Source organism: Pararhizobium sp. PWRC1-1 (assembly GCF_049897905.1).
Lineage (GTDB): Bacteria > Pseudomonadota > Alphaproteobacteria > Rhizobiales > Rhizobiaceae > Pararhizobium.
Genome location: NZ_JAFCXE010000034.1, coordinates 1 through 23490, shown reverse-complemented (window position 1 = coordinate 23490; position 23490 = coordinate 1). Strand labels below are relative to the sequence as shown.

General features: G+C 59.0%; 28 protein-coding genes and 1 tRNA gene. 12 read left to right on the top strand and 17 right to left on the bottom strand.

Annotated features, from left to right (window positions below; all coding sequences use genetic code 11):
- Nucleotides 1-39: 39 nt before the first annotated feature.
- Nucleotides 40-417 carry a fluoride efflux transporter CrcB gene (gene crcB, locus ACP7E0_RS32140; RefSeq protein WP_426131105.1) on the bottom strand — a complete coding sequence of 126 codons (378 nt, stop codon included), beginning with the start codon at nucleotides 415-417 and terminating at the stop codon, nucleotides 40-42.
- A 164-nt stretch (nucleotides 418-581) separates the two neighbouring features.
- Between crcB and ACP7E0_RS32135 the strand changes: the two genes are divergently transcribed.
- Nucleotides 582-893: a DUF1883 domain-containing protein gene (locus ACP7E0_RS32135; RefSeq protein ID WP_426131103.1), complete on the top strand. Its 312-nt coding sequence runs from the start codon at nucleotides 582-584 to the stop codon at nucleotides 891-893.
- Between the two features lie 59 nt (nucleotides 894-952).
- Here ACP7E0_RS32135 and fghA read toward each other — a convergent pair whose 3' ends face one another.
- The 6 genes from fghA to ACP7E0_RS32105 all read right to left on the bottom strand — a co-directional run bounded on the left by fghA (nucleotide 953) and on the right by ACP7E0_RS32105 (nucleotide 5339).
- On the bottom strand, nucleotides 953-1786 hold the full coding sequence (fghA, locus tag ACP7E0_RS32130) for an S-formylglutathione hydrolase (protein ID WP_426131101.1): 834 nt from the start codon (nucleotides 1784-1786) through the stop codon (nucleotides 953-955).
- 76 nt (nucleotides 1787-1862) lie between these two features.
- Complete coding sequence (locus ACP7E0_RS32125; RefSeq protein WP_426131099.1) at nucleotides 1863-2516, bottom strand: DUF1345 domain-containing protein; 654 nt, start codon at nucleotides 2514-2516, stop codon at nucleotides 1863-1865.
- Nucleotides 2517-2538: 22 nt separating this feature from the next.
- Complete coding sequence (locus tag ACP7E0_RS32120; RefSeq protein ID WP_426131097.1) at nucleotides 2539-3009, bottom strand: YaiI/YqxD family protein; 471 nt, start codon at nucleotides 3007-3009, stop codon at nucleotides 2539-2541.
- 25 nt (nucleotides 3010-3034) lie between these two features.
- Complete coding sequence (locus ACP7E0_RS32115; protein ID WP_426131095.1) at nucleotides 3035-3520, bottom strand: hypothetical protein; 486 nt, start codon at nucleotides 3518-3520, stop codon at nucleotides 3035-3037.
- A gap of 205 nt (nucleotides 3521-3725) precedes the next feature.
- A complete protein-coding gene (locus ACP7E0_RS32110; protein ID WP_426131093.1) occupies nucleotides 3726-4853 on the bottom strand; it encodes an S-(hydroxymethyl)glutathione dehydrogenase/class III alcohol dehydrogenase in 1128 nt (375 codons plus the stop codon).
- Between the two features lie 90 nt (nucleotides 4854-4943).
- The gene (locus tag ACP7E0_RS32105) at nucleotides 4944-5339 is read right to left on the bottom strand and encodes a helix-turn-helix domain-containing protein (RefSeq protein WP_426131092.1); all 396 of its coding nucleotides are present in this window, start codon (nucleotides 5337-5339) and stop codon (nucleotides 4944-4946) included.
- A gap of 237 nt (nucleotides 5340-5576) precedes the next feature.
- Between ACP7E0_RS32105 and ACP7E0_RS32100 the strand changes: the two genes are divergently transcribed.
- From ACP7E0_RS32100 to ACP7E0_RS32090, 3 genes are all read left to right on the top strand, one after another.
- The gene (locus ACP7E0_RS32100; RefSeq protein WP_426131134.1) at nucleotides 5577-6473 is read left to right on the top strand and encodes a DMT family transporter; all 897 of its coding nucleotides are present in this window, start codon (nucleotides 5577-5579) and stop codon (nucleotides 6471-6473) included.
- Between the two features lie 95 nt (nucleotides 6474-6568).
- On the top strand, nucleotides 6569-7171 hold the full coding sequence (locus ACP7E0_RS32095; RefSeq protein WP_426131090.1) for a hypothetical protein: 603 nt from the start codon (nucleotides 6569-6571) through the stop codon (nucleotides 7169-7171).
- A gap of 99 nt (nucleotides 7172-7270) precedes the next feature.
- Nucleotides 7271-8527: a hypothetical protein gene (locus ACP7E0_RS32090; RefSeq protein WP_426131088.1), complete on the top strand. Its 1257-nt coding sequence runs from the start codon at nucleotides 7271-7273 to the stop codon at nucleotides 8525-8527.
- Here the strand turns inward: ACP7E0_RS32090 and lipB are convergent.
- Nucleotides 8500-9258, bottom strand: a complete 759-nt coding sequence (lipB, locus tag ACP7E0_RS32085; RefSeq protein ID WP_426131086.1) for a lipoyl(octanoyl) transferase LipB — start codon at nucleotides 9256-9258, stop codon at nucleotides 8500-8502. The two genes, ACP7E0_RS32090 and lipB, sit on opposite strands and share 28 nt — an antisense overlap.
- A 195-nt stretch (nucleotides 9259-9453) precedes the next feature.
- Between lipB and ACP7E0_RS32080 the strand changes: the two genes are divergently transcribed.
- Nucleotides 9454-9538 (top strand) — tRNA-Leu (locus ACP7E0_RS32080).
- A gap of 342 nt (nucleotides 9539-9880) precedes the next feature.
- On the opposite strand, the gene ACP7E0_RS32075 is transcribed toward ACP7E0_RS32080, so the two are convergent.
- Both ACP7E0_RS32075 and ACP7E0_RS32070 read right to left on the bottom strand, forming a co-directional pair.
- The gene (locus tag ACP7E0_RS32075; protein ID WP_426131084.1) at nucleotides 9881-10153 is read right to left on the bottom strand and encodes a hypothetical protein; all 273 of its coding nucleotides are present in this window, start codon (nucleotides 10151-10153) and stop codon (nucleotides 9881-9883) included.
- A gap of 430 nt (nucleotides 10154-10583) precedes the next feature.
- A complete protein-coding gene (locus ACP7E0_RS32070) occupies nucleotides 10584-11090 on the bottom strand; it encodes a peptide deformylase (protein ID WP_426131082.1) in 507 nt (168 codons plus the stop codon).
- Nucleotides 11091-11345: 255 nt separating this feature from the next.
- Here ACP7E0_RS32070 and mgtE point away from each other — a divergent pair, with 255 nt between their 5' ends.
- Both mgtE and ACP7E0_RS32060 read left to right on the top strand, forming a co-directional pair.
- Nucleotides 11346-12773 carry a magnesium transporter gene (gene mgtE / locus ACP7E0_RS32065; RefSeq protein WP_426131080.1) on the top strand — a complete coding sequence of 476 codons (1428 nt, stop codon included), beginning with the start codon at nucleotides 11346-11348 and terminating at the stop codon, nucleotides 12771-12773.
- A 165-nt stretch (nucleotides 12774-12938) separates the two neighbouring features.
- The gene (locus ACP7E0_RS32060; protein ID WP_060638414.1) at nucleotides 12939-13325 is read left to right on the top strand and encodes a MerR family transcriptional regulator; all 387 of its coding nucleotides are present in this window, start codon (nucleotides 12939-12941) and stop codon (nucleotides 13323-13325) included.
- Nucleotides 13326-13329: 4 nt separating this feature from the next.
- Here the strand turns inward: ACP7E0_RS32060 and ACP7E0_RS32055 are convergent, their stop codons facing one another.
- The 3 genes from ACP7E0_RS32055 to ACP7E0_RS32045 all read right to left on the bottom strand — a co-directional run bounded on the left by ACP7E0_RS32055 (nucleotide 13330) and on the right by ACP7E0_RS32045 (nucleotide 15591).
- On the bottom strand, nucleotides 13330-13803 hold the full coding sequence (locus ACP7E0_RS32055; RefSeq protein ID WP_426131078.1) for a methyltransferase family protein: 474 nt from the start codon (nucleotides 13801-13803) through the stop codon (nucleotides 13330-13332).
- Between the two features lie 3 nt (nucleotides 13804-13806).
- On the bottom strand, nucleotides 13807-14814 hold the full coding sequence (locus tag ACP7E0_RS32050; RefSeq protein WP_426131076.1) for a heparan-alpha-glucosaminide N-acetyltransferase: 1008 nt from the start codon (nucleotides 14812-14814) through the stop codon (nucleotides 13807-13809).
- Nucleotides 14815-14898: 84 nt separating this feature from the next.
- Nucleotides 14899-15591, bottom strand: coding sequence for a DUF599 domain-containing protein (locus tag ACP7E0_RS32045; RefSeq protein WP_426131074.1), 693 nt, complete (start codon nucleotides 15589-15591; stop codon nucleotides 14899-14901).
- 255 nt (nucleotides 15592-15846) lie between these two features.
- Between ACP7E0_RS32045 and ACP7E0_RS32040 the strand changes: the two genes are divergently transcribed.
- Together ACP7E0_RS32040 and ACP7E0_RS32035 are read left to right on the top strand one after the other, a co-directional pair.
- Entirely contained in the window at nucleotides 15847-17247 is a 1401-nt protein-coding gene (locus ACP7E0_RS32040) for an L-serine ammonia-lyase (protein ID WP_426131072.1), read from the top strand.
- Between the two features lie 71 nt (nucleotides 17248-17318).
- Nucleotides 17319-17756, top strand: coding sequence for a DUF1489 family protein (locus tag ACP7E0_RS32035; RefSeq protein ID WP_426131070.1), 438 nt, complete (start codon nucleotides 17319-17321; stop codon nucleotides 17754-17756).
- A 65-nt stretch (nucleotides 17757-17821) separates the two neighbouring features.
- On the opposite strand, the gene ACP7E0_RS32030 is transcribed toward ACP7E0_RS32035, so the two are convergent.
- From ACP7E0_RS32030 to ACP7E0_RS32020, 3 genes are all read right to left on the bottom strand, one after another.
- A complete protein-coding gene (locus tag ACP7E0_RS32030) occupies nucleotides 17822-18088 on the bottom strand; it encodes a hypothetical protein (RefSeq protein WP_060505114.1) in 267 nt (88 codons plus the stop codon).
- 84 nt (nucleotides 18089-18172) lie between these two features.
- Nucleotides 18173-19669 (bottom strand): D-alanyl-D-alanine carboxypeptidase, encoded by a 1497-nt coding sequence (locus ACP7E0_RS32025; RefSeq protein WP_426131068.1) that lies wholly within the window; start codon nucleotides 19667-19669, stop codon nucleotides 18173-18175.
- Nucleotides 19670-19858: 189 nt separating this feature from the next.
- The gene (locus tag ACP7E0_RS32020; protein WP_426131066.1) at nucleotides 19859-20593 is read right to left on the bottom strand and encodes a hypothetical protein; all 735 of its coding nucleotides are present in this window, start codon (nucleotides 20591-20593) and stop codon (nucleotides 19859-19861) included.
- Nucleotides 20594-20732: 139 nt separating this feature from the next.
- On the opposite strand from ACP7E0_RS32020, the gene ACP7E0_RS32015 reads away from it, so the two are divergent.
- Entirely contained in the window at nucleotides 20733-21065 is a 333-nt protein-coding gene (locus tag ACP7E0_RS32015) for a DUF6949 family protein (RefSeq protein WP_426131065.1), read from the top strand.
- A gap of 144 nt (nucleotides 21066-21209) precedes the next feature.
- On the opposite strand, the gene ACP7E0_RS32010 is transcribed toward ACP7E0_RS32015, so the two are convergent.
- The gene (locus ACP7E0_RS32010; RefSeq protein ID WP_426131063.1) at nucleotides 21210-21818 is read right to left on the bottom strand and encodes a transglutaminase-like cysteine peptidase; all 609 of its coding nucleotides are present in this window, start codon (nucleotides 21816-21818) and stop codon (nucleotides 21210-21212) included.
- A 547-nt stretch (nucleotides 21819-22365) separates the two neighbouring features.
- On the opposite strand from ACP7E0_RS32010, the gene ACP7E0_RS32005 reads away from it, so the two are divergent.
- Together ACP7E0_RS32005 and ACP7E0_RS32000 are read left to right on the top strand one after the other, a co-directional pair.
- Nucleotides 22366-22752, top strand: coding sequence for an ester cyclase (locus tag ACP7E0_RS32005; RefSeq protein WP_426131132.1), 387 nt, complete (start codon nucleotides 22366-22368; stop codon nucleotides 22750-22752).
- 82 nt (nucleotides 22753-22834) lie between these two features.
- Complete coding sequence (locus ACP7E0_RS32000; protein WP_426131130.1) at nucleotides 22835-23215, top strand: DUF1801 domain-containing protein; 381 nt, start codon at nucleotides 22835-22837, stop codon at nucleotides 23213-23215.
- Nucleotides 23216-23490: the final 275 nt, after the last annotated feature.

Sequence of the window (23490 nt, the reverse complement as noted above, 5' to 3'; positions counted from 1 at the left end):
CCGGTCCCAATTGGACGCATGGCGCTCTGAGAGGTCCCTTTAGACCATTGCGCGCATAAGGGCCAGCCCGGCAAACACCGCGAGTGCCGAAAGAAGTACGCTGGAAGCCACATAAATCAATGCCGTGACCGGTTCGCCCCGTTCGAGCAGGGTGATTGCGTCAAGCGAGAAGGCGGAAAAGGTGGTGTAGCCGCCCAGAATACCGGTGATCAGGAACACGCGCATCTCCGCCGAAGCCCCGAATTTGCGGGCGATCACCTCCGCAAGGACGCCGATCAGGAAGGATCCGGTGATATTGACCGTCAGCGTTCCCCATGGAAATGACGGGCCGAAACTGCGCAATGTCCAGAGCCCGACGAGATAGCGCAGGACCGAACCGACAGCGCCACCCGCGGCAACGAGAAGGATATGTGTCATGTCAAATGCCATAGCGGAAACCGGCATGGCAGAAAAGATGGCCGTCCGTTTTGGTGCATCTGAGAGGCCCCTGCAGCCAACCAGTCACTCGGCGGCACACCATTTTTTAAGATGCAATCGCTAATATTGCGGTTTCGGGCCAAGCTGTTTCAAGCGGACGTGCAATGACAAAACTGAAGTTCAGCTTCACCCATTATGACCTCAAGCAGCAGCGCGCCGGCGTGACCATCGAGATCACCCTGTCGGCCGTCGCCAATGTCCGGCTGATGACGGCCAACAATTTCCAGCTTTATACCGAAACACTGAAGCACCAGTTCGTTGGCGGCGTGGCGCGCAAGTCACCGATCCGCCTGACCATTCCGCAATCCGGTCACTGGCACGTGGTCGTCGATATGGAAGGTCATCATGGCCAGTGCGAATCGAGCATCCGCATCGTTGAAGCCACCACGCCGCCGCGTTTCCAGTCCGCATCCTGAAAAATGAAAAGAACCGCACGGTGCAGGACGTTGCGATTCTTCAATCCTGTGGCTGAAGCCTAAGCCAACCGGTCAGCATGCCATTTCAGGTGCTCGTCCATGAAGGACGAGATGAAATAGTAGGAGTGATCGTAGCGCTCCTGCATGCGCAGCGTCAGCCCGATACCGGTGCCCTTGATGGCGTCCTCGAACAGCCATGGCCGCAGGCCCGTTTCCAGAAAATTGTCGGCCTTGCCCTGATCGATCAGGAACTCCGGGAAGCGAGCGCCGTCTTTCACCAGCGCACAGGCATCGTATGCCCGCCAGCTTGCCTTGTCCTCACCAAGATATTTTTCGAAGGCACCGATCGACCAGTCTGCCGTTGACGGCTCGACGATCGGCGCGAAGGCCGAGCAGCTCTTGAACCGGTCCGGGTTCTTCAGCGCGATGGTCATGGCGCCATGGCCGCCCATGGAGTGGCCAAAGATGCCCTGGCGGGCCATGTCGACGCGAAAGTGCTGGGCGATGAAGGCCGGCAGTTCCTGCGTGATGTAGGTGTACATCTGGTAGTTCTCGTCCCAGGGCGCCTCTGTGGCGTCGAGATAGAACCCGGCACCCTTGCCCATCTGCCAGTTGGTCAGTTCGTCCGGAACGTCGCTGCCGCGCGGGCTGGTGTCGGGGCAGACGATGATCAGGCCAAGCTCCGCGGCCATCCGGCGATATTCGCCTTTCTCCATCACGTTGGCATGGGTGCAGGTGAGGCCGGAGAGGTACCAGACGACCGGGCAGGGAGCGGTGATCGCCTGTGGCGGGATATAGACCGCAAAGGTCATCTCGACCCCGCAGGCCTGTGAATCGTGCGAAAAGACGCCCTGCATGCCGCCAAAGGCGGTGTTCTGGGAAAGGACTTTCAAGCTGTGCTCCCTTGAAGCTGAAAACGTACCAGCGCATGTCGCGCAGAAGTGCGTAGCGGTTTTGCGATGCCGCGCTTTAGGCCAGCGACACCGCCGCGTTGACCGCCGCCGCCACCAGCACCGTGTTGAAGAAGAACGAGACGACCGCATGCAGAAGGTTGATCTTGCGCATGGCGGTCGAGGTGATGACGATATCTGAGGTTTGCGCCGTCATGCCGATGACGAAGGAGAAATAGAGAAAGTCAAAGCCCCCCGGGTCTTTCGTGCCCGGAAACTCAAGGCCGCGATTGTCGCCATCGCTCCCCGCCGCCTGCAGGCTCCAGTAGCTGTGGGCGTAGTGCATCGCCGCCATTGTGTGGACCGTCAGCCAGCCGAGGGTGACGGAGGAAAATGCCAGCACCAGTTCGAGTGCCGTCTCCTTGCCGCCGGTATTCAGCGCCATGAACAGCGAGACAAGTGAAATCGCCGCTGTTGCAAGCGTCACGGCAAAGATGATGATGGCCGGTTCGTCGGTGCGGGCAGCATGATGCTTCAGGTATGCGCCGGTGAGCCTGGGAAGGCGCCAGGCGATCATCAGCAGATAGACAAGGAAGAACACCACAGCGGCCAGGTTGACCGCCAATGTCGGCTTGGCAAACAAACAAATGGCAAATGTGATCGCAGCGCAGATGCCGCCCGCGTAGAACGGGGTATGACGGCGATGGGTGATCTTCCTGTCCGACATGCTCATGAGCGCTCCCGATCCCGCTGTTCTAGCGTTGTTTGACGCGGCGGCAAAGCCGGTCGAGCGTTTCGAGAAAAGCCGACCGGTCGCGCGGCGAGAAGGCGGCGTTGTAACCCTTGCTTTCACCGGTCTCGCGCAAATGCGCACCCAAATCCCGCATGGCCGTCGCCATGCCGATATTCGCCTTGTCGAAGACGCGGCCCGTCGGTCCGGTCACCTGCGCGCCGGCGGCAACGCAGCGGCCGGCCAGCGGCACGTCGGCGGTGATCACGATATCGCCGTCATGGGCACGCTCGGCAATCCAGTCATCGGCGGCGTCGAACCCGGCCGAGACGATGACATTGCGCACCATCGGGTCACGCGACGGTCTGAGACCGGAATTGGCGACCAGCACGACCGGCAGGCCATGACGCTCCGCGACCTTCAGGATTTCAGGCTTGACCGGGCAGGCGTCGGCATCGACATAGATTGTGCTTGCGGGCTGGGCTGGCTCTGACATGGCTGTTAGTACCGCTTCACTGTTATCATGGCCGGGCAGCAGGACTGCTCATCGGCTTCATTGCCTCACCGGTCGGCGCTTTCGGCCGTTCGAGCGAACGGGCGGCGCCGCTGCGAACCCATGTCTCCGTTGAAATCTTCTCGCCATCGGCATAGGCCCAATGTCCCTTCCAGGAACCATCCGGCTGCAGATCATATTGCGAAATTCCAAAACCGCTTTCATTACCGTAGCCGATGGAGATCATATCGTCATCCACTGAGGCAACACCCGTCGTTTCCTTGCTACCACGCTTGCCACCAATGCCGACGCCGTTTGATTGCGTGCCGGCAATCGTCCATATCACCGCATAGGTTTCGCCCGCGCGGCTGACGACGACTGTTCCATGATATTCGCCGTCATCGTCGGGATTGATGCCGGTCACGTCATAGGTTCCGACGGGATCCGCCAAGGCCGGGGTGGAGGCGACAAGGCTCAAGAACACACCGAGTGTGTAAAACCTGTGCCTGATCATTCCGTCCCTCATGCTTTTCCTTTGCGGACCGTTTTTCGGCCGTTGCCTTGAGAACGCATAGCTGTCCGGCTGTTCGAAATCCAGAACCATATCAAGCGAGCAGATACTCGCCCGACAGATAAACGCCGCGCCTTGAACAGGCGCGGCGCCGATGGGAGTGTTGTCTCGATGATGCGGAAACCGGCGTCGAAGCCTCAGGGCTTGGTTAGTAGATCACGACGCTGCGGATGCTTTCGCCGGCATGCATGAGATCAAACCCTTTGTTGATATCTTCGAGCGGCATCGTGTGGGTGATCATCGGGTCGATCTGGATCTTGCCTTCCATGTACCACTCGACGATCTTCGGCACATCGGTACGGCCGCGCGCTCCACCGAAGGCGGTGCCCATCCAGTTGCGGCCGGTGACCAGCTGGAACGGGCGGGTGGAGATTTCCTGGCCGGCACCGGCAACGCCGATGATGACCGATTTGCCCCAGCCGCGATGCGACGATTCCAATGCCTGGCGCATCACCTTGGTGTTGCCGGTGCAGTCGAACGTGTAGTCGGCGCCGCCAATGGTGTCGCCGTTGCGCTTGGTCAGGTTGACCAGATAGGGGACGATATGGTCGCCGACTTCCTTCGGATTGACGAAATGCGTCATGCCGAACTTTTCGCCCCAGGCCTTGCGGTCATTGTTGATATCGACGCCGATAATCATGTCGGCACCGGCAAGGCGCAGGCCCTGTAAGACGTTCAGACCAATACCGCCGAGACCGAAGACGATTGCCGTCGATCCGACTTCGACCTTCGCCGTGTTGATGACGGCGCCGATGCCGGTGGTGACACCACAGCCGATGTAACAGATCTTGTCGAACGGCGCGTCGGGGTTGACCTTGGCCAACGCTATCTCAGGCAGAACCGTGAAATTGGCGAAGGTCGAGCAGCCCATATAGTGGAAGATCTTGTCCTTGCCGATGGAAAAGCGGCTCGTGCCGTCCGGCATCAGGCCCTGTCCCTGGGTGGCGCGGATCGACGTGCACAGGTTGGTCTTGCGCGACAGGCAGGAGTAACATTCGCGGCATTCCGGTGTATAGAGCGGAATGACATGGTCGCCCTTCTTCAGCGAGGTGACGCCCGGGCCGACATCGACGACGATACCGGCACCTTCATGGCCGAGAATGGCCGGAAACAGGCCTTCCGGATCGGCACCCGAGAGCGTGAACTCGTCGGTGTGGCAGATGCCGGTTGCCTTGACCTCGACCAGCACTTCACCGGCGCGCGGGCCGTCAAGCTGAACAGTCATGATTTCGAGTGGCTTGCCTGCCTGCACGGCAACAGCGGCGCGTACGTCCATATGTGTTCTCCCTAGTCTGAATTTGCGCCACAATCGCAGAGTGGGTGGCGGCGCTCAAGCCGGAATCGGCCGAGAATCGGTCGTGAAATATTACATGTCCTGTAGGACGCGGTTGATCTCCATCTCAAGGGCGGAGATCGCCTTTCCCGTCTGCTCGTGCAGTTTCTTCACTTGCGCCAGCTGATCGCGCAGCTGGCCGGAAACCGTGTTGGAAAGGTCATCCTTCGGCGCATCGCCGATGCCGGCGATCAACCAGGCCGGCGTGACCCCAAGGACGCCGGCAAGCATGAACAACCGGTTAGTGCGGGGCTCGGAACGGTCGCGCTCCCAGGCGGAGATTGTATCTCCGCGGACACCGAGCTGGTTGGCAAGATCCTTGACCGAGAGGTTCATCGCATCGCGCGCTCGCCAGATGCGACCTCCCAGTGTGTCGTTGTCACTTGGCCTGCGTAACATGGCCAGTGCGGTTTCGGTCGATAGACGCATCGGTCTCTCCTTGTGCCGTGTAGGCTGGGATGGGTCGAGTTCCGGGGCGGCCGCGATTGCGGTCGAAGACTTCATTGTTGCAATTTATAGAACCTGCTGCGAAATTGGACACCCTTCCACGTCAAAAATGCCGCCAAAAGCGTCTTCTGTGCACGTCCGTTCCGGACCGCGCCTAAAATGGGATTTCCCCCCTTGAGCACATCCATGCCGACTGCCGCCACGCCTTCGCATACCGTCATGCAAGGACTTGCGATCATGCTGGTGGCGATGATTATCCTGCCCTGCATGGATGCGATCGCCAAATATATGGCGGTCTATCAAGGCATGTCGCCGGCGCAGGTGACGTTCTACCGGTTCTTCTTCCAGCTGGTCTCGATGCTGCCGATGCTTCTGTCGACCGGTGGCCTGCGGGCACTGAAGCCAAAGCGCCTCTGGTTCAATCTTCTGCGCGGCGTGCTCCTTGCCGCCGCCGCTTTGCTGTTTTTCGTCTCGGTCAAATACATGCCGCTTGCCGACGTCTTCGCCATTTACTTCGTCGAGCCATTCATCCTCACCTGCCTTTCGGCTCTGATCCTGCGCGAAAAAGTTGGCTGGCGGCGCTGGCTTGCCATCTTCATCGGTTTCGGCGGCGCAATGATCGTCATCCAGCCGAGTTTCGAGATATTCGGGTTGAAGTCGTTGATGCCGGTTTTCTGTGCTTTCCTGTTTGCCTGTTATCTGTTGTTGAACCGGGTGGTCGGCAATGCCGATACGCCTTTGACGATGCAGACGATTGCCGGCATCGGCGGCTCGCTGTTCATGGTCGTCGTCATCGCGATCGGCTACAGCGCGGGGTCGGTGGATTTCATACCGTCACTGCCGCACTCCACCCTGGGCTGGGTTCTGGTCATCGCGCTCGGCACCATTTCCGGCTATGGTCATCTGCTGGTGGTCAAGGCGTTTCAGGCAGCACCTGTGTCGCTTTTGGCGCCGTTCCATTATCTGGAGATCATCACCGGTACGGCCCTGGGCTTCCTGATTTTCGGTGAGTTTCCGACGCTGTCGAAATGGTTGGGCATCACCATCATTGTCGGTTCCGGCCTGTTCATGATCTGGCGGGAGCGGCGGGCAGGCTTAATGGTAAAAATGGATTGAATCCATCAAGCCTCTGCTAACGCTCATTCTTTCCGGATTGGAAACTGGCCTGGTCTAGTTTCTCTCCAGTTTCATGATGAAACGGGAGAGAAACGATGGGTGAACTTCGTCTTTCTTATCCGGCAAGTGTCATCGCCGGGAAGACGCGCTTGACGGTCGATGATATCGCCATTCTGCGTGAACATGTTTTCGTTCCAGGGATTACCGCATCACAAGACGCGGTAATCCTCCTGGCGATCAACGGCTCGTGCAGCGAAAAATGCCCGGAATGGCATCACTATTTCATCGACGCCATGACCGAATTCATTGTCCGCACCAGCTATCCGCAGGGCGCCATGGATGAATGGAATGCCGATTGGCTGATTGCGATGATTTCGACGCGCGGCGTGGTGAATTCGCGGATCGAACTCGATCTGTTGTTTCACATCATCGACATCTCCACGCATATTCCCGACAGCCTGTCGATCTTTGCGCTGGAACAGATCCGTATGGCGATGACCGGGGATATCGGCGCGTGGGCCGTGTTGCGCGGTAGCCGCAAAAATGGGCTGGAGAAGGCCGATATCCTGCTGATCGCCCGGGTGATGAGCGCTATTGCCCGCTCGCGCGGCAGCCAGTTGACCGCACGCGAACGCAGGATGCTTGAGCAGATCGGTATCCTTACCGGCCTGTCGAGCGAGCGTATCGAAGCAGCATAGCGCTTGAAAAAAGCTGGGAGGCTGCCAGATGTCAGCCTCCCGTACGATTTGTTCACGCTCTGCAGCTAGCGTCGGCTGACGATCAATGGGAGAGCGCATATGGCGACGCACGCACCGGCGATCGCGCTTCTTGTCATCAATGTCGGGCTGCTGTGGCTTCTGCTGGCTGTCCCGATCGGGTTGCGCACGCTGCGTGTGCGGGGATCGTTCCATGCAAGCCGGTCCAAGGTCTGGAACGCGATTTTTCCCCTCGGGACCGCCGCCGCCTGGTATCATTCCGTTCTGACCAGCCAAATCATTCCGGGCGCGCCCAACCGGGTGCAGCAGACCTATACCCATCTCGACCGGCACGGAGAACCGATCGTCCGGTTGATCGAAGTTACCGAAACGGTGCCGGACACCGAGTATGATGCCCGCGTGCTCGATGACAGCGCACTCGATGCTACATTCTGGAAGGATTTTCGCGAGCACCGCCGGCTCTTCGACGACGGTGACCTGGTCCACCTGACCATCGAGCAGACGGATCGCTACCGGGGCCTGGCGTTTCTGATCCTCCGTTATTTTACGGTGCGGCGCGAGGTTAAAGCGTTGCAGCAATGGCTCGAGACGGGCCAGAGCAAACCAGCCCGCGCCGTATTCGAGCATCCGCTCGTTCAGGTCCTGCTCGCTCTATTGTCGACGCTGCTGCTTTGGCCGTTCTTCGGACTGACCCGCAGCGGCCTGATATTGTCGGCATTGCTGACGCTGGTCATCGTGCTGCACGAATTGGGCCATATGGCCGCCTACCGCGCCTTTGGTCACAAGACGGTACGGATGATCTTCGTGCCGCTTCTGGGCGGTGTGGCCATCGGCGGCAGGCCCTACAATTCTCTCTTCGAAGTTGCCACCTGCGCCCTGATGGGGGCGGGCATGTCGGCCTTCCTCATTCCTATCGCCATCATTCTGCACGAGGCAGCGGGCAATGCAGTGTTCGGTTCGGGAACGGCGGTTTTGATTTTCCTGCTGATTCTCGGCGCATTCAACCTGCTCAACCTCTTGCCGATGAACCGGTTCGATGGCGGCCAGGTCTTGCGCCAGGTTTTCCATTCGAACGTCAGCCGGATGGCGGGAAGCTTCCTCATCACCCTGATCATTGCCGGTGTCGGCTGGCGGATCGGCCTGTCAACGCCGGCATTGCTGGCCGGGCTCGCCGTGTTTGCCCTGCTGAGCATGATGGGCAGCGGCAGCGTCAAGCCGCGCCATCGCCTTGACGAGATGACGGACGGCCAGCGGATCCTGAGTGGCCTGGGGCTCTACTCTGCTGTCGCCCTGCATGGCTATGCCATCGTCTACGCAACGGACCGGCTGTTTTCCTGACCGGTTTGCAGACAGTCGGCGTCGTTGACGGCCGGGCCGAAAATAGCCTCGAATGCCTGGCGAATCTTGATATCGACATCGGTCATCATCACCGGCAGGCCGAGATCGACCAGACTGGTGACACCATAACCGCGAATGCCGCAGGGTACGATGCCGTCGAAATGTTCGAGATCGGGATCGACGTTGAGCGACATGCCGTGAAAGCTCACCCATCGGCGCAGGCGAATGCCGATCGCGGCGATCTTGTCCTCCGCCATCGAGCCGTCGGGGAGGGAAGGCCGTTCCGGACGCCGGACCCAGACACCGACGCGGTCCTCGCGCCGTTCGCCCCGGACATTCATACCGGCAAGCGTTTCGATGACCAGGCTCTCCAACGCCGCGACAAAGGCGCGAACATCCTGCTTGCGCCGCTTGAGATCGAGCATGACATAAACAACGCGCTGCCCCGGGCCATGATAGGTATATTCGCCCCCACGGCCGGTTTGAAACACCGGGAAGCGGCCGGGCATGACGAGGTCAGCGGCATTGGCACTGGTGCCGGCGGTATAGAGCGGCGGGTGTTCGACGAGCCAGACGAGTTCGTCCGCTTCGCCGGTGGCAATTGCCGCCGCCTCCCGCTCCATCGTCTCGATCGCGTCCGCATATTCGACCAGTGAGGGCGCGATTCTCCACCGGACCGGCGGACAGCCTTCAACTGCGAAGAACGTTTTCTCTAAATTTTCGCGTTGCATGGCCAAAGCAATCCCGTTGATTTGTTTTTCTAAATGGTACGCCAAAGACCAAGAGTCCAGCATTCTCAGGGGTGCACGAACCAGCCTGTTGAAATAGTTGATGTAGTCGTCAACTTTCTGTCATCCTGCCCTTGTGCACCCCAAATGCTTTTGCTACATGCAGCCCCGCCGGAGCAGTTCGGCATCTACCACGATGCGGTCGTGGCGGAATTGGTAGACGCGCAGCGTTGAGGTCGCTGTGGGGCAACCCGTGGAAGTTCGAGTCTTCTCGACCGCACCAACTAAAACCCGCTTCGGCGGGTTTTTTGTTGTCTTGTCAATACGTTGATCTTCGATGTGTCCCACGTCAAGTCCAAGCGTCGGACAGCTTTTCCGGATCGAATGCCATTTGCGGCACGACGGAGCAACACATCCACTTCGCCGGAGAAAAACTCGCGCGGCGCGCGGGGTGCCGTTTGAGCCTGCGGTTGCACATTGCTACATATGGTGCCGCAACCAATCGAGGCTTGGTCCTGAGGGAAGACAAAACCTTCAACCAGCCCAAGGGGCACTTTCGATCGCCAGTTTAATTTAGTTTTAGGCGCCGCTGCGGGGGTAGTGAACGCTCCACTATTCACGCCTTTTACAACCGACCATTTTCATTCAGCCTGAAGTCTTCGGCCCTGCGCCTGGAAATGATCTTGAGGGAGCGATCAGGCTGTATTTGGTAGGTCTCGCTCCAGTAGTTACCGCGCTGATCGTGGAACGTGTGGCTGAACGTGCTGCCGGCTGGCGACTTCGTCAACTTGGTGCGCGGCTGGCCATTGTAGGTGATGCTGCCAGGGATCGGCTCCACCTCCACCGCTGTGCATGAAGCAAGCAGTATCGCTGCCAACATAAACATGCCTCGTTTCATTGCAGGTTCCCTCCTATCGTCCGCTGTTATTTTATACTCTGCTAATTAAGTCGCGTCAGCAGGAAATCGATCGCTGACATCCAGTCGCGCATCCGCACGTCTATCGGCGTCTGCTGCTTCGGCGCGGCCATCACGATGCTTTTCATGCGTCAGCCAATGGTGAATGGACTTGTGAATAAGGGAGGCTTAATTTGTTTAGGCTGTCTCCTTGGCCGAAACCGGAACGGCATTTTCTAGCGAAAGCGTTTTCGACTTTGCGTATTGAGGTGCTTTTCAGCGATCTGTATTTGCGAGGCGATTTGGAGCCTGTCACCTGATCTGGGTGGCAGGCTCTTTTTCGCTTCGGCAATGCCTGGTCGCAAAAGGCATAGCTGGAGCGTCGCCGGTATCAGGCGCCAGCTCTGTGCTCCGGTCCTTTTGAGCCTTCCTTTCAAGAATCAGCCGCTTTCCCCTGCTTTGCAAAACGCTTGATCGCCCGGTCGCGCTTCAGGCGCGACAACCTTTGAAGCCAGAAGATGCCGTCGAGTTGATCGATCTCGTGCTGAAGACAGATGGACAACAGGCCGTCGGCTTCGTCTTCCTTCACTTCACCGACTATCGTCTGATAGCGGACGCGCACCTGGCTAGGCCGGATAACATCTTCGGTTATGCCCGGCATGGAGACGCTGCCTTCTGCATGCGATATCGTTTCAGCCGATGACCATGTGATTTCGGGGTTGACGTAGATTTTTGTGCCGGACGGAGCATCGAGCTCGATCACGGTCAAGCGCTGCAGCACGCCGATATGCGGCGCGGTGATGCCGATACCGGGTGCTGCGCGCATGGTGTCGAGCAGGTCTGCCGCCAGCGCCGCAAGCTCCGCATCGAATTGCACTGCCTTGCTGGTGGGCATCGATAGAAGCGGATCGGGAAAACGCAGGATCGGTCGTACGGACAAAGGTTGGCTCCATGGTTTTTCGCTTCGCCAGAGCTAAACATTTCACATGATTTTGCAACAGCTTGAGCAAAAACGGCGGTACGATCGGATTGGCAGCGCATCGGGTTGTGGACCTCACCGGTTTGTTGGGTTAGCAGGACAGGGCGGTTCGGCTTTTCAAGCGGGCTGCGGCCATCGGTCGATGACATTGCCTTCCTGCTCCCGTCCGGTTCAGCCGGCGTCTTGGATGGCTGCAATTCTTTTGAGGGCGGGCACATGAGCAGTACCGGCGACCAGGACAAAGACCGCAATTCCCCGGAGGCCGATGCCTATGATGGCTCGGATATCTACGCTGAGGATGGGTCGGTGCGCTCCGACTATCTGATGCATGTCGGTGCCGCCATTGCCGACCGCGATCTTCTTTATCTACGCCAGCACGTTGCTCGCCTGCACGCATCCGAATTGGGCGATTTGCTGGAGGCAATACAACAGGACCAGCGCCGGGCGCTGGTTTCGCTGCTGGGCGATGATTTCGATCTGTCGTCGCTGACCGAGGTGGATGAGGCGATCCGTCTCGACATCGTCGAGCATCTGCCCAATGAACAGATCGCTGCCGCCCTTGGCGAGATGGATTCCGACGACGCCGTCTACATTCTGGAGGACCTTGACCAGGAGGACCAGGAAGAGATCCTGTCGAAACTGCCGTTTACCGAACGGGTGCGGCTGAGGCGGTCGCTCGATTATCCCGAAAGCACGGCCGGTCGCCGCATGCAGACGGAATTCGTCGCGGTGCCGCCATTCTGGACGGTCGGCCAGACCATCGACTACATGCGCGAGGACGAAAATCTTCCCGAGAGTTTTACCCAGATCTTCGTCATCGATCCGACCTTCAAGCTGCTCGGCGCGCTCGATCTCGACCGCGTACTGCGCACCAAACGTTCGGTCAAGATCGAGACGATCATGCGCGAAACCAACCATCCGGTTCCGGCCGAGATGGACCAGGAAGAGGCGGCGCAACTGTTCGAACAGTACGACCTTCTGTCCGCAGCCGTCGTCGACGAGAACAACCGGCTGGTCGGCGTGCTGACCATCGACGACGTGGTAGACGTCATCCAGGAAGAAGCCGAAGAAGACTTGATGCGCCTTGGCGGCGTTGGCGATGAAGAGCTGTCCGATTCGATCGGCAGCACGTCGCGTTCGCGCGTGCCGTGGCTGATGGTCAATCTCTTCACGGCATTTCTGGCCGCATCGGTCATCGGGCTGTTTGAGGCGACGATCCAGCAGATCGTTGCGCTTGCTGTTCTGATGCCCATCGTTGCCGGCATGGGCGGCAATGCCGGCTCGCAGACGATGACGGTGACCGTGCGCGCGCTCGCCACCCGCGATCTCGATATTCACAATGCCTGGCGCATCGTTCGCCGCGAGGCCGGTGTCGGGCTGTTGAACGGGCTGTTGTTCGGCGTTCTGATTGGTGTCGTCGCCGGCGCTTGGTTCCAGGACTACAATATCGGCGGCATCATCGCGGCCGCGATGCTGATCAACATGATCGCCGCCGCGCTTGCCGGCATCATGATCCCGCTACTGCTCGACCGCTTCGGTGCCGACCCAGCCGTCTCGTCCGCCGTTTTCGTGACGACGGTCACAGATGTCACCGGCTTTCTCGCCTTTCTGGGGCTTGCGACGTGGTGGTTTCAGGTCAGTTGATGCCTGTGGCAAAGTTTGACTTTTACGTCAAAGTCAATCAAACTGCCGTTCTGACATCGGTGCAGCCTCACATCAGGCAGTTGAACGGTGCGACACTTCAACCGCGGTAGCATTATCAGGCGCATGTCGCCTGATTTTCCGATTGCGGCGCAAGGCGAGGCAGGCGTGAACAAGTATTATACCATTACGGAGCTGACACGGGAATTCGGAGTTTCGACCCGCACTCTGCGCTTCTATGAGGACGAGGGACTTATCCACCCGGAGCGGCGCGGCAGGACGAGACTGTTCCGTTCGGCAGACCGCCGCCTGATCATGGAAATCCTGCGCGGCCGCCGTATCGGCTTCACCATCGCTGAAATCCGCGAAATCATTCAGGTCTACCGGGATCCGCCGGGCGAAGCGGGGCAATTGCGGTTGTTGATGAAGCGTGTCGAAGAGAAACGCGACGAACTCAACCAGAAGCGCAAGGACATCGAGGAAACGCTGGAAGAACTCGGCAATGTCGAGGAGGCCTGCCTGACCCGTCTGGCCGAAATCGGCGTTGGTACCTGAGCGTTCAGATCCACCGGCTGGTGGCCCGGCAGTAGCGTTCGAACTCAAAGCCGAAGCGGGACAGGAGATGCCGTTCTTCGTTACGGACGGCAAACAGCGTCATGATCGCGACGGCGGCGCTGGCCATGATGAAGAACCACGGATTGAGCGTGATCAGGCCGAAGCCGACCATCATTAAGGTATAGCCGAGATAGATGGGGTTGCGGGTGAAATGGAATGGTCCGCAGGTGACCAGATGCGACGAACAGCGATGCGGCATCACCGCCGTGCGCCGTTCGATCAAGGTCTTTACCGACCAGACATCCAGACAGACGGCCAGGATGATCAACAGCGAGCCCGACAGCCAGGGCACCCATCCATGACCGTGCATGACCGCGATCGGCAATGTCCGCCCCAAGCCGACCGCCCCCGCAAACGCCGCCATATAGAAAAATGGAGGCCAGGGGTAGGTCAGCGGCTTGGCGCGATAGGCGTTCATATCCTATTCCTTGGGTTGTGACTCCATGGTGCATTGCCCGGCGATTCGCGCAATGCGCTCATCCGTCTTGACGTCGATTTTGCCTTCGTTCAGCGGCTCGAAGAGGTTCTCTTCCATCAGCTTGTCCAGTGTGCAGCCGCAGAAGGTAGTGCAGAGCGCCGCGTTTTCCTGCAGGCTGCAGGAGGCCACGCAATTTTTTTGATAGGTCTCGACCGGATCGGGCTTGGCCGCAGGAAAGCCCAGCGCATAGACATAGACTAGGGCAAACAACAGCGGCTGGTGCACAAGGTAGATGATCAGGCTGTGACGGCCGGCGGCAGTCAGGATCGTTTTCCAACGCGCGCTGCCATCGGAACGCAGTTTTTCAAACCACCCGAAGCGGAGCGCAATGCGGGCGACGGCGATACCAACAAGGAACGGTGCCAGCCAAGGAAGCAGCGGCACGTAATCGTTGGAGCGCGGTAGTGTTTCCGATAGTCCGACCCACCAGAGTGCCGGCGAGTCGAAAATGGCCGAGCGCAGGTAGAATGGTGCCGCAAATGCGGCAGCGGCGGCGAAAAGCGTCAGGATGACGGGCAAGCGCAGGAAGAGAAGGCCGATCAGGCTTGCCGCGGCAATCGAATGCAGTATGCCGAAGAAAATGAAGCTGTCGGGAAAGGCAAACCAGGTCGCGACGGTGATGACCAGCGCGGCTGCGGCGATCTTGGCAAAGCGGATGGCGAAGGGCCGGGGCTTGAAGACCGGATAATGGCCAAGCACAAGGCCGATGCCTGCCAGAAACAGGAAACTGCTGGCGATCATCCGCGCATAGATCTTGAAGCCGCCGGTGCCGACCGTTCCCGGATCGAGATAACCGAAATATTCCAGGTCCCAGGAGAAATGATAGGTCGCCATCGCGATCAGCGCCAACCCGCGCAACGCGTCAATCGCCCAGATGCGGCCACGCCGTTCTGCGGCGACCGGTGGTTCCGTTCCATTGTCGGTTTCGGTGACTGCGTTGGTAATCGACATGGCTCTATCTTTTCCAATGGCGGGATCATAGCGCGGCGAGCTTGCGTCAGGCGCAACGTGTCGCAAGGCTCATGGCCAAGACTTTCAGGGGTTTGTGTCGTCAAGAAGGGCTTCGCGCGCTTCCGAATAGAATTGCCGGCGCGTCAGGACGAAGATGACGAAGACCGTCAGCGCGATGAAGACATAGGGGCTGATGAACCAGCCGAGATAGCCGATCGACAGGAAGACGCTGCGCAGGCCGGCATTGAAATGCTTGGCCGCGAGGATGTTCATATTGGCAGCTCGGCCGGCGGCACGTTCGGCTCCGGCGCGATCCTGCAGAATGTCCGACATCATCGGAATGCCGCCAACGAGAATGGAGCAATAATTGAACAGGCGATAAGACCAGGCGAACTTGAAGAAGGCATAGGCAAACAGGCAGGCAAGGCCGCCGACCTTCAGCTCGAAGGCTGTGCGTCCGCCCTGGAAGACATAGGGCAGGTCGCCCATGATCGCCTGGACCTGGTCGGTGGCACCCAGAAGTGCAAAACAGCCGCCGAGCGCAAAGATGGTGGTCGAGGCGAAGAACGCGGTTCCGGCCTGCAGTCCGGCCACGATCTGCGTGTCGATCATCTTCAGGTCGCGATTGAGGGAGTTTAGCAGCCAGCGCCGCCGGTTCTCCATCATCAGGCGCGTCAGGCTGATGCGCTTGAGGTGCACCTTGCCGTCCGTGGCCCAGTTGTAACCGGTCCACAGCAGCGCAAAGATTGCCAATGCGATATAATCGGTAAGTGTCATGCCTCGTTTTTGGCATGCTTTGCCGAAATTGCAAGGTATCGCGAAAGTTTACCCCACCCCTTGAAATCCATAGCCGGGCATGGCGACTTATCAACGAGGAATCGTGCTACAGCCACCCGTCAGCCGTTCGTGTCGCACGCACGGGAGCGGATGTCGGTTGATCGCCTGATAGCAGGCATAGGATGGCCTAGTTTCGATGCAATGATCGTGGTCCGGCAATCTTGTCCGGTCCAGCAGTCCCGGGGCGGAGTTCGCATGTTTCTTTCGGTTTTTGACGTCTTCAAGATTGGTATCGGCCCCTCCAGTTCGCACACGATGGGACCGATGTCGGCGGCCAATCGCTTTCTCGACCTGATCCTGTCGAGCGACTGGCCGCGCCCAGTCAATGCCACCGTCGCGTCGATCAAGTCGAGCCTGCACGGCTCGCTGGCCTTTACCGGCATCGGCCATGGAACGGGCAGGGCGGTGATCCTCGGTCTGATGGGCGAGCGCCCGGACCGTGTCGATCCCGATCACATGGATCCGATTATCGAAGAAGTCGAGCGCACCGGACGCATCACCCCTGCCGGGCATCCTTCTTATGAATTCCAGCCAAAGACCGATCTTGTCTTCGACAAGAAAGTGCCGCTGCCCGGTCACGCCAACGGCATGTCCTTCTCCGCCTTCGACAAGGACGGACGCTTGCTGTTAAAGCGCGTCTACTATTCCATCGGCGGCGGTTTCGTCGTGACAGATACCGAGCTTGAAGCCATGAAGGCGAGCAAGACCAAGCCGGGCGGCGTCAAGGTTCCCTATCCCTTCTCAACAGCAAAGCAGATGCTCGATATGGCGCGGCATTCAGGCCTGTCGATCGCCCAGATGAAGCGGGCGAACGAGGAATGTTCGATGCCGGGCGAAGAACTCGACGAAGGCCTCGACCGGATATGGGCGGCAATGAAAAGCTGCATCGATCGCGGCCTGACTGGGTCCGGCATCCTTCCGGGTGGCCTGAAGGTACGCCGCCGCGCCGGCATGATCCATGACAAGTTGCAGGACGAATGGCGGTCCAACAAGATCAATCCCTTGCTCGCCAACGATTGGCTGAGTGTCTACGCCATGGCCGTGAACGAGGAAAATGCGGCTGGCGGTCGTGTCGTCACCTCGCCGACCAACGGTGCTGCCGGCGTCGTTCCGGCGACGATCCGCTATTACCTGCATTTCCACGAGGATGCCGATCATCACGGCATTCGCGAATACCTGCTGACGGCCGCCGCGATCGGCGGCATCATCAAGTTCAACGCCTCGATCTCCGGTGCCGAGGTCGGCTGTCAGGGCGAGGTCGGCTCGGCGTCTGCGATGGCGGCGGCCGGACTTGCCGCCGTCATGGGGGGAACGCCGGAGCAGATCGAGAATGCGGCCGAAATCGCTCTGGAACATCATCTCGGCATGACCTGCGACCCGATCGCCGGTCTCGTCCAGGTTCCGTGCATCGAGCGCAATGCGCTGGGGGCGGTCAAGGCGGTCACTGCGGCGTCCCTGGCCCTCAAGGGCGATGGCCAGCATTTTGTGCCACTCGACGCCTGCATTGAGACGATGCGCCAGACCGGTGTCGACATGCACGATAAATACAAGGAAACGTCGACAGGCGGCCTTGCCGTCAACGTTGTCGAGTGCTGACGGGTACCCATCTGTGGAGCGGTCGAGAACAGGCTTGACCGCAACCGCTTTGCGGGTGTTCAACTCCGGCCATGGCATTGCATCTCATCAAGCTCTGCGTCGGCGCAGAATCGATCGACGACCTTCGCGAATGGGTGTCGCGCAAAGCACTGACGGCCGTCGCCGCCGGTCTCGAACCCCATTCCTACCATACGACGCGCATGGTGCCGAAGCGTGTCGAGGAACTGCTGGAAGGTGGATCGCTCTACTGGGTGATCAAGGGGCAGGTTCAGGCGCGACAGCAGCTGACCGGCATCGAAACCTTCACCGATTCAGAGGGGATCGGCCGTTGCAATCTGATCCTCGGTTCCGAAGTCATCGAGACGACCTATCAGCCGCGCCGGGCGTTTCAGGGCTGGCGCTACCTTCAGGATAACGAAGCACCGCGGGATCTGTCGGCGCTGGGTGCCGGTACAGCGGAAATGCCGGTGGACCTGCGCCGCGAACTGGCCGAACTCGGCCTTCTTTGACAAGGAAGCCACAATGTAAAAAAGCCCGGCGGTGCCGGGCTTTGGTCGTTGTATGTCGATAGTCCTTACCGGATCCGCAGCCGGATCGGGTAACGTCCCGACGGCGACGTCACATGCACGTGGATTTGTGCATCCGGCTGTGTCGAGCGCCATGCCCGTGCGCCGTGCGTCAGAAGCAGCGTCACCAGATCCTTGGTCTTCGACCGGGGGCGGCTGCCGAGCTCGGCGATCCGCATGGCGGCTTCATGCAAGGGGTGCAGGCCGGAACGCGGTGATTTCCGCTTTTTGTCCGGTGCGGGCGTCATGCCCGATCCATTCTCATTCATTCCCATAACTAACCTCGTTACGCAAAACCAAATCCGAGGAGGATCAGCGGCAAACACAACACGCCGTTGATCGAAACTTTTGTGATGCTGTTACTGCAGGCTTGCCCAGCAGGCGAAGCCCTTGCTTTTCAATGTCTTGCAGGCGGAAACGGCCTTGTTCTGATCGGAGAAACCGCCAAAGCGCGCCCGGTAGAGATGACCATCACCGCTGGCGAAAGCCACCGTGAAGGGGGTCGCGCCGCGCAGGGCCTTGCCGCCCTTGTCCTTGGCGTTTTCAAGCAATGTCATTGCCTGGCCCTTGTCCGGTGTCGCACCGATCTGGATCACCCAGCCGGTCGGCGCGTTGTCGGCGGCAGCAGCCGTTTCAGCGGCAGGCTTGGCAACCGAATTGGTGATCTGATTGTCGACATCGGCAGCCGGGACCGGAGCTGCCTTGGCAAGCTTGCGGCTCTGCGCTTCCAGCGTATTCGGCATGACTTTCTGGCTCACCAGCGGATTGGTGCTGGCCCTGACCGGTGCTGCATAGGCAACTTCGATGCTCTTCGTGGTTTCGCCGCTATAGCGGAAATCCGGAACCGGGCCGTTGTTCGGAAGGTTGAAACTGCCACCGGTTGCCGCAACGACCGTTTCGGCCTGCTCCGTTTCGGCAGGCTGGGTCACAGCCTGGGCCTGCATGGTGGGTGCATCCGCAGTCTCGGCAACGAGGTTGCCACCGCCACGGCGCGAGGCGGCCGGCATGTACTTGGCGACGAGGGCACGCATCTGTGCGTCGCGGGCGCCACCGGACTTGCCGCCCAGAACGACGCCGACGATGCTGCGGCCGTCAGCCTGGGCCGAGGTCACCAGGTTGAAGCCGGCAGCCCGGGTGTAACCGGTCTTGATGCCGTCAACGCCGCGCACATTGCCAAGCAGACGGTTGTGGTTGCCGATCGTCTGCTTGCCGAAGCGGAAGCTGCGGGTGGAGAAATAGGAATAGTATTGCGGGAAATGCTGGCGAAGCGCCATGCCCAGCCGGGCCTGATCGCGCGCCGTCGTCATCTGCGCGTCGTTCGGCAGGCCGTTGGCATTGCGATAGGTCGTGCGGGTCATGCCGAGCGCTCGGGCCTTGTTGGTCATGATCCGCGCAAAACGGTCTTCGGAGCCCCCGAGCAACTCGCCGAGTGCGGTTGACGCGTCATTGGCTGAGCGCGTTACCAGAGCAAGGATAGCCTGTTCGACGGTGATCGAATTGCCGGAGCGCACGCCGAGCTTCGATGGCGGCTCGGCCGATGCGTTCTTGGAGAACGGAACGGGAGTGTTTTTGTTGATCTTGCCGGCTTCCAGCGCCTCGAAGGTCAGATAGAGCGTCATCATCTTGGTCAGCGACGCTGGATAGCGCAGGCTGTCGGCGTCTTCGCTGTAAAGCACCTTGCCGGTCTTCGCATCGACCACGATACCCGCATATTGTGCGGCGGAGACGACAGGGATTGCCGTAAACGTGGCAGCCAGCGATACCAAAAGCACCCGGCACGCCTTCTTGAAGAATAGGACAGGGGCGCATCGAGCGGAGCCGTTGAATATGGATTTGGACACTACACTACTCTTCATTCTATTTTCACAGATGCCGTCCGGGCGTGGCCTGCCGAAACGACCGTTCTCGAAACTGTATCGGGATAGCGTTACCAATCGGTTTATGATGAATGATTGGTTTCTGTTGTCTGACACTTCTTTTGCATTTCGGTACAGGCGATCCGCCGGCGCTGGCCCAGAACATGGGATTGGCGGCGAGGGGCTCGGTCACGGGATCAGTCTGTTGTTCAGGAATGTTACGACGGCTGTGTCGATGGCTTGCCATTGTGGCAGCAATTGGCTGGAAAACCGGTAAAGCACAACAAGATCGCGGCCGATGTGGATATCTCGCTGGCAATCGGCGCTGGTCGATAGGCCAGGCGTCGCCGGCATCATGCAGCGCACCGCATAGGGCGTGTCGCCATCGCGGTTGGCAGTAAAGAAGACTTCCTGGCCATAACCGGAATTCTGTTTCATCTCGTGCCGCACCAGTCCGGCAGGACCGGGCAGGATCGTGCCGCTGAAAAGATGCTGGTAGATCGGCTCGATCCGTCCCGACATGTCGCGTGACATCGTGCTCTGGGAGATATCGAGGAAAAGCAGTGATTGCGGCTGGTTGACATCATTGAACAAGGCGCGTGTCTCATCGGTGTATCCCTGCAGCCCCGGCCAGGTGAGGTAGAGATCGACGCGTTCGGCGCGGCCGGTCACGCGCTGCTGTTCGAAGCGGATGAAATTGGAAGCAAACCGCAGATGATCCTGACCGATGAAGATATCGGTCGGTTCCGCGCTGGTGGTGTGCCCGGCCAGCGCCAGGTTTTCTCCATACCAGCGGCCGGCAACGCTGATCGTAGCCGTCAAGGCTGCCAGTCCAACGACGGCAGCTGTCAGCAGGTAGACAAAGCGTGAGGAGATCAGCGGAGCGTGATCGTTATGGCCCGAGGTTGCAGAATTAGCTGTCATCGATGGTTCGCGGTCTTATCGTCGTTAACAGGAGGTATCGTCGCCGGGCTGGCTTGTGCCGGAATGGAGCAGGTGAGGCGGCACGGAAATTGCTGGTCGAGGAAACACCGTCACGCTGGCCCAACATGGTTAATTTTCGATGAATATCGCGACGTTCCTCGTTCTGCTTGTTACCGGTTTCAGCGCCTCCTTCCTCGTGCTGGATATCAGCCGCGTTGCCGCGCGCCGGCACTGGCCGGTGGACGATGGGGCAATGGCCGAGCGGTTTCGGCTCTTGCCAGTGTTGCTGGCGCTGTTTGCGGGGCCGGCCTTGTTTGCCGGGGCCATCTGGCGGATGCGCATGGCCGGCACACTGTCTTTAATCGAAGTCGCTGTTGCCGGTGTGATTGCGGTTGGCTGGGCCTGTTGTTACGGCCTGGTCGTCGCCCAATGTGTCGGGTTGCTGTTCCCGGATGGCCCCATGAATTTCTGACAATAGAAAAGGCCGGTTCCGGGGACAGCGGAACCGGCCAGCAGGGCCTTGGGTCTGGGACGGGGATGGGGACTGACCGAAGCCCTTTGCATGCGCAGCCGGGCATCCTGAGCCGGGTTGCGAATGTCTGGTATCTATTCGCCTTTACTGGCTGACGCTACCGACAGCCACGGTGCGGCCGTCCTGAAGCTTTACCCAGCGGCCGGAATGCTGTTCCGACTGACGCTTGAGATAGGTGTATTCGGTTTCCGACCACAGCAGCACCTTGTTGCGCATGTTGTCGAGAACAAAGTCGCCGCGGTCGGTCCGCACGGTGAGCACGGCATGGCCTTCGCCATTCGGCTGCAGTACCACTGTGATCAAAAGGTCTGAGGGCGAGAAGCCGGCCTGCATCAGGCGCTTGCGCTTCAGGAGCACATAGTCTTCACAATCGCCGACCTTGTCGGGATAGGCCCAGTGCTCTTCGACGCCGTAGATTTCCTTGTCGGTCAGCGGCGTCACGGATTCGTTGACGTCGTAGTTGACCTCGAGAATTTTCTTCCAGCCTTCGCGGGTGAGAGCCAGAGGCCCATTGCTGCCCGGGTTTGCGCGGCATTCCTGTGGCAGGCTCCGGCAGAATTCATAATGTCCGACCGGCGGATTGGTGGTGCCGCCGGTGATCATGTTGGCGGGCAGGGCAAAAGCCGATTGTGCCGCTGCTGCAGAAAGAAACGCGCAGATGAGGCTGGCCTTCAGGAATGATTTCGTTGTCATGCTTGTCTCCCCGTTCTGGAGTGACAATGACACCGAGTTTTTTATTGCTCGCGAAAATTGGAAGTAAAATAAAGTACAAAAGAAATTAAAATAAGTAGAAAATTCGAACTAAACTTGAATAAAGATTGAAATATGTTTGATTCAAATTCGCGTAAAATTTGAGGAATTCTCATATTGGTTCACCGCCATTAAGCAACGCGAAACCATCTATCTCGCGGAGAATATATTGGTTTCCGGGGTGCGTGCACGTCCTGCGCCGGACGATTTCGGCTGCTGTGTGGAATTACCGCGCATGCCGAAAGGGAGAACCCACTGGCCGTTTGCTCTTCATTTACCAGTACAAGGGCCTTTTTATGCTGAAAAACACTGGGAAAGCAGCAATAAATATTTTCTATTCTGTCACGAAAAATTGCGGCTGGATCGTGTTTTCGCCAAAACGGCACTGATCTGCACCAGGATTTGTATCATATTGGGTCGCCTGAACGCGACGCGGGCCCTAGCAAACCTGATCGTTTGCCGCCAACCAGAAAGACGGGAGATGGGTGCCGTGACGAAAAACAAGCTTTCGGATATCTACAGGGGCTACATCGCCTGCCTGAACCTACAGGATTGGCCCAATCTGGGGCGGTTCGTTGGCGAAGAGGCCTGCCATAACGGCAGGCGGACCGGACTGGCCGGTTATCGCGACATGCTAGAGCGCGACTATCTCGATATTCCCGACCTGCAGTTCAACATTCAGCTGCTGATCTCGGATCCGCCCTTTATCGCGAGCCGGTTGGTGTTCGACTGTACGCCGGTAGGGATGTTCCTGGGGCTGCCCGTCAACGGCAGGAGAATCTCCTTTACCGAGAACGTGTTCTACGAGTTTCAAGGCGGGAAGATTGCGAACGTCTGGTCGGTTATCGACAAGACGGCGATCGAGGCCCAGCTCTGACCAGTGCATGCGGTGTTGTCGGCGTCAGTGTCCGTGGATAGAATGGAGCTGCAGGCATAGAACACGTCGAGGCATGAAACCCATGACACCATCGGAAAACATTAATGTGCTGATCGCCGGTCTCACCGACTGGCGCGGCGCAGCGCTCGCCAGCCTGCGCAAGGCCATCCTTGAGGCCGATCCGGACATCATCGAGGAATGGAAGTGGATGGGAAGCCCGGTCTGGTCGTGCGACGGCAACATGGTGGTCGGCAATGCCCATAAGGAAAAGGTAAAGCTGACCTTTTCGCACGGCGCCAACCTTGCGGATCCGGACACGCTGTTCAACAACGGGTTGGGAGGCAAGGTGTGGCGGGCGATCGATGTTTTCGAGGGCGATACGATCGACCAGCGTGCTCTGAAGGACCTCATCCGTTCAGCGGTGGCGTACAATCGGAGCAAGAAAAAGAAAAAAGAGGCCTGAAGCCATCCCTTTATCCCGTCAGACTGCTGACAAGCCTTGAAAACGATTGTCTGGCGAGTGCGGCACCCCACGCTCCGTCATCCTCGCCCTTGTGGCGGGGATCCAGCGACCCGACGTCCTTCGGGTCAAAAAGCATTTCAGCTCAAGGACTTGGGCTGGCTGGCAACTGTGTTTCTACGTTTGTGAAAAAATTGTTTTGTCCCTCGTGATTGCGTTTGCGATGGCGAGTATTTTGCGTGCGAGGGCAATGATGATGACCTTGAAAGGCTTGCCGC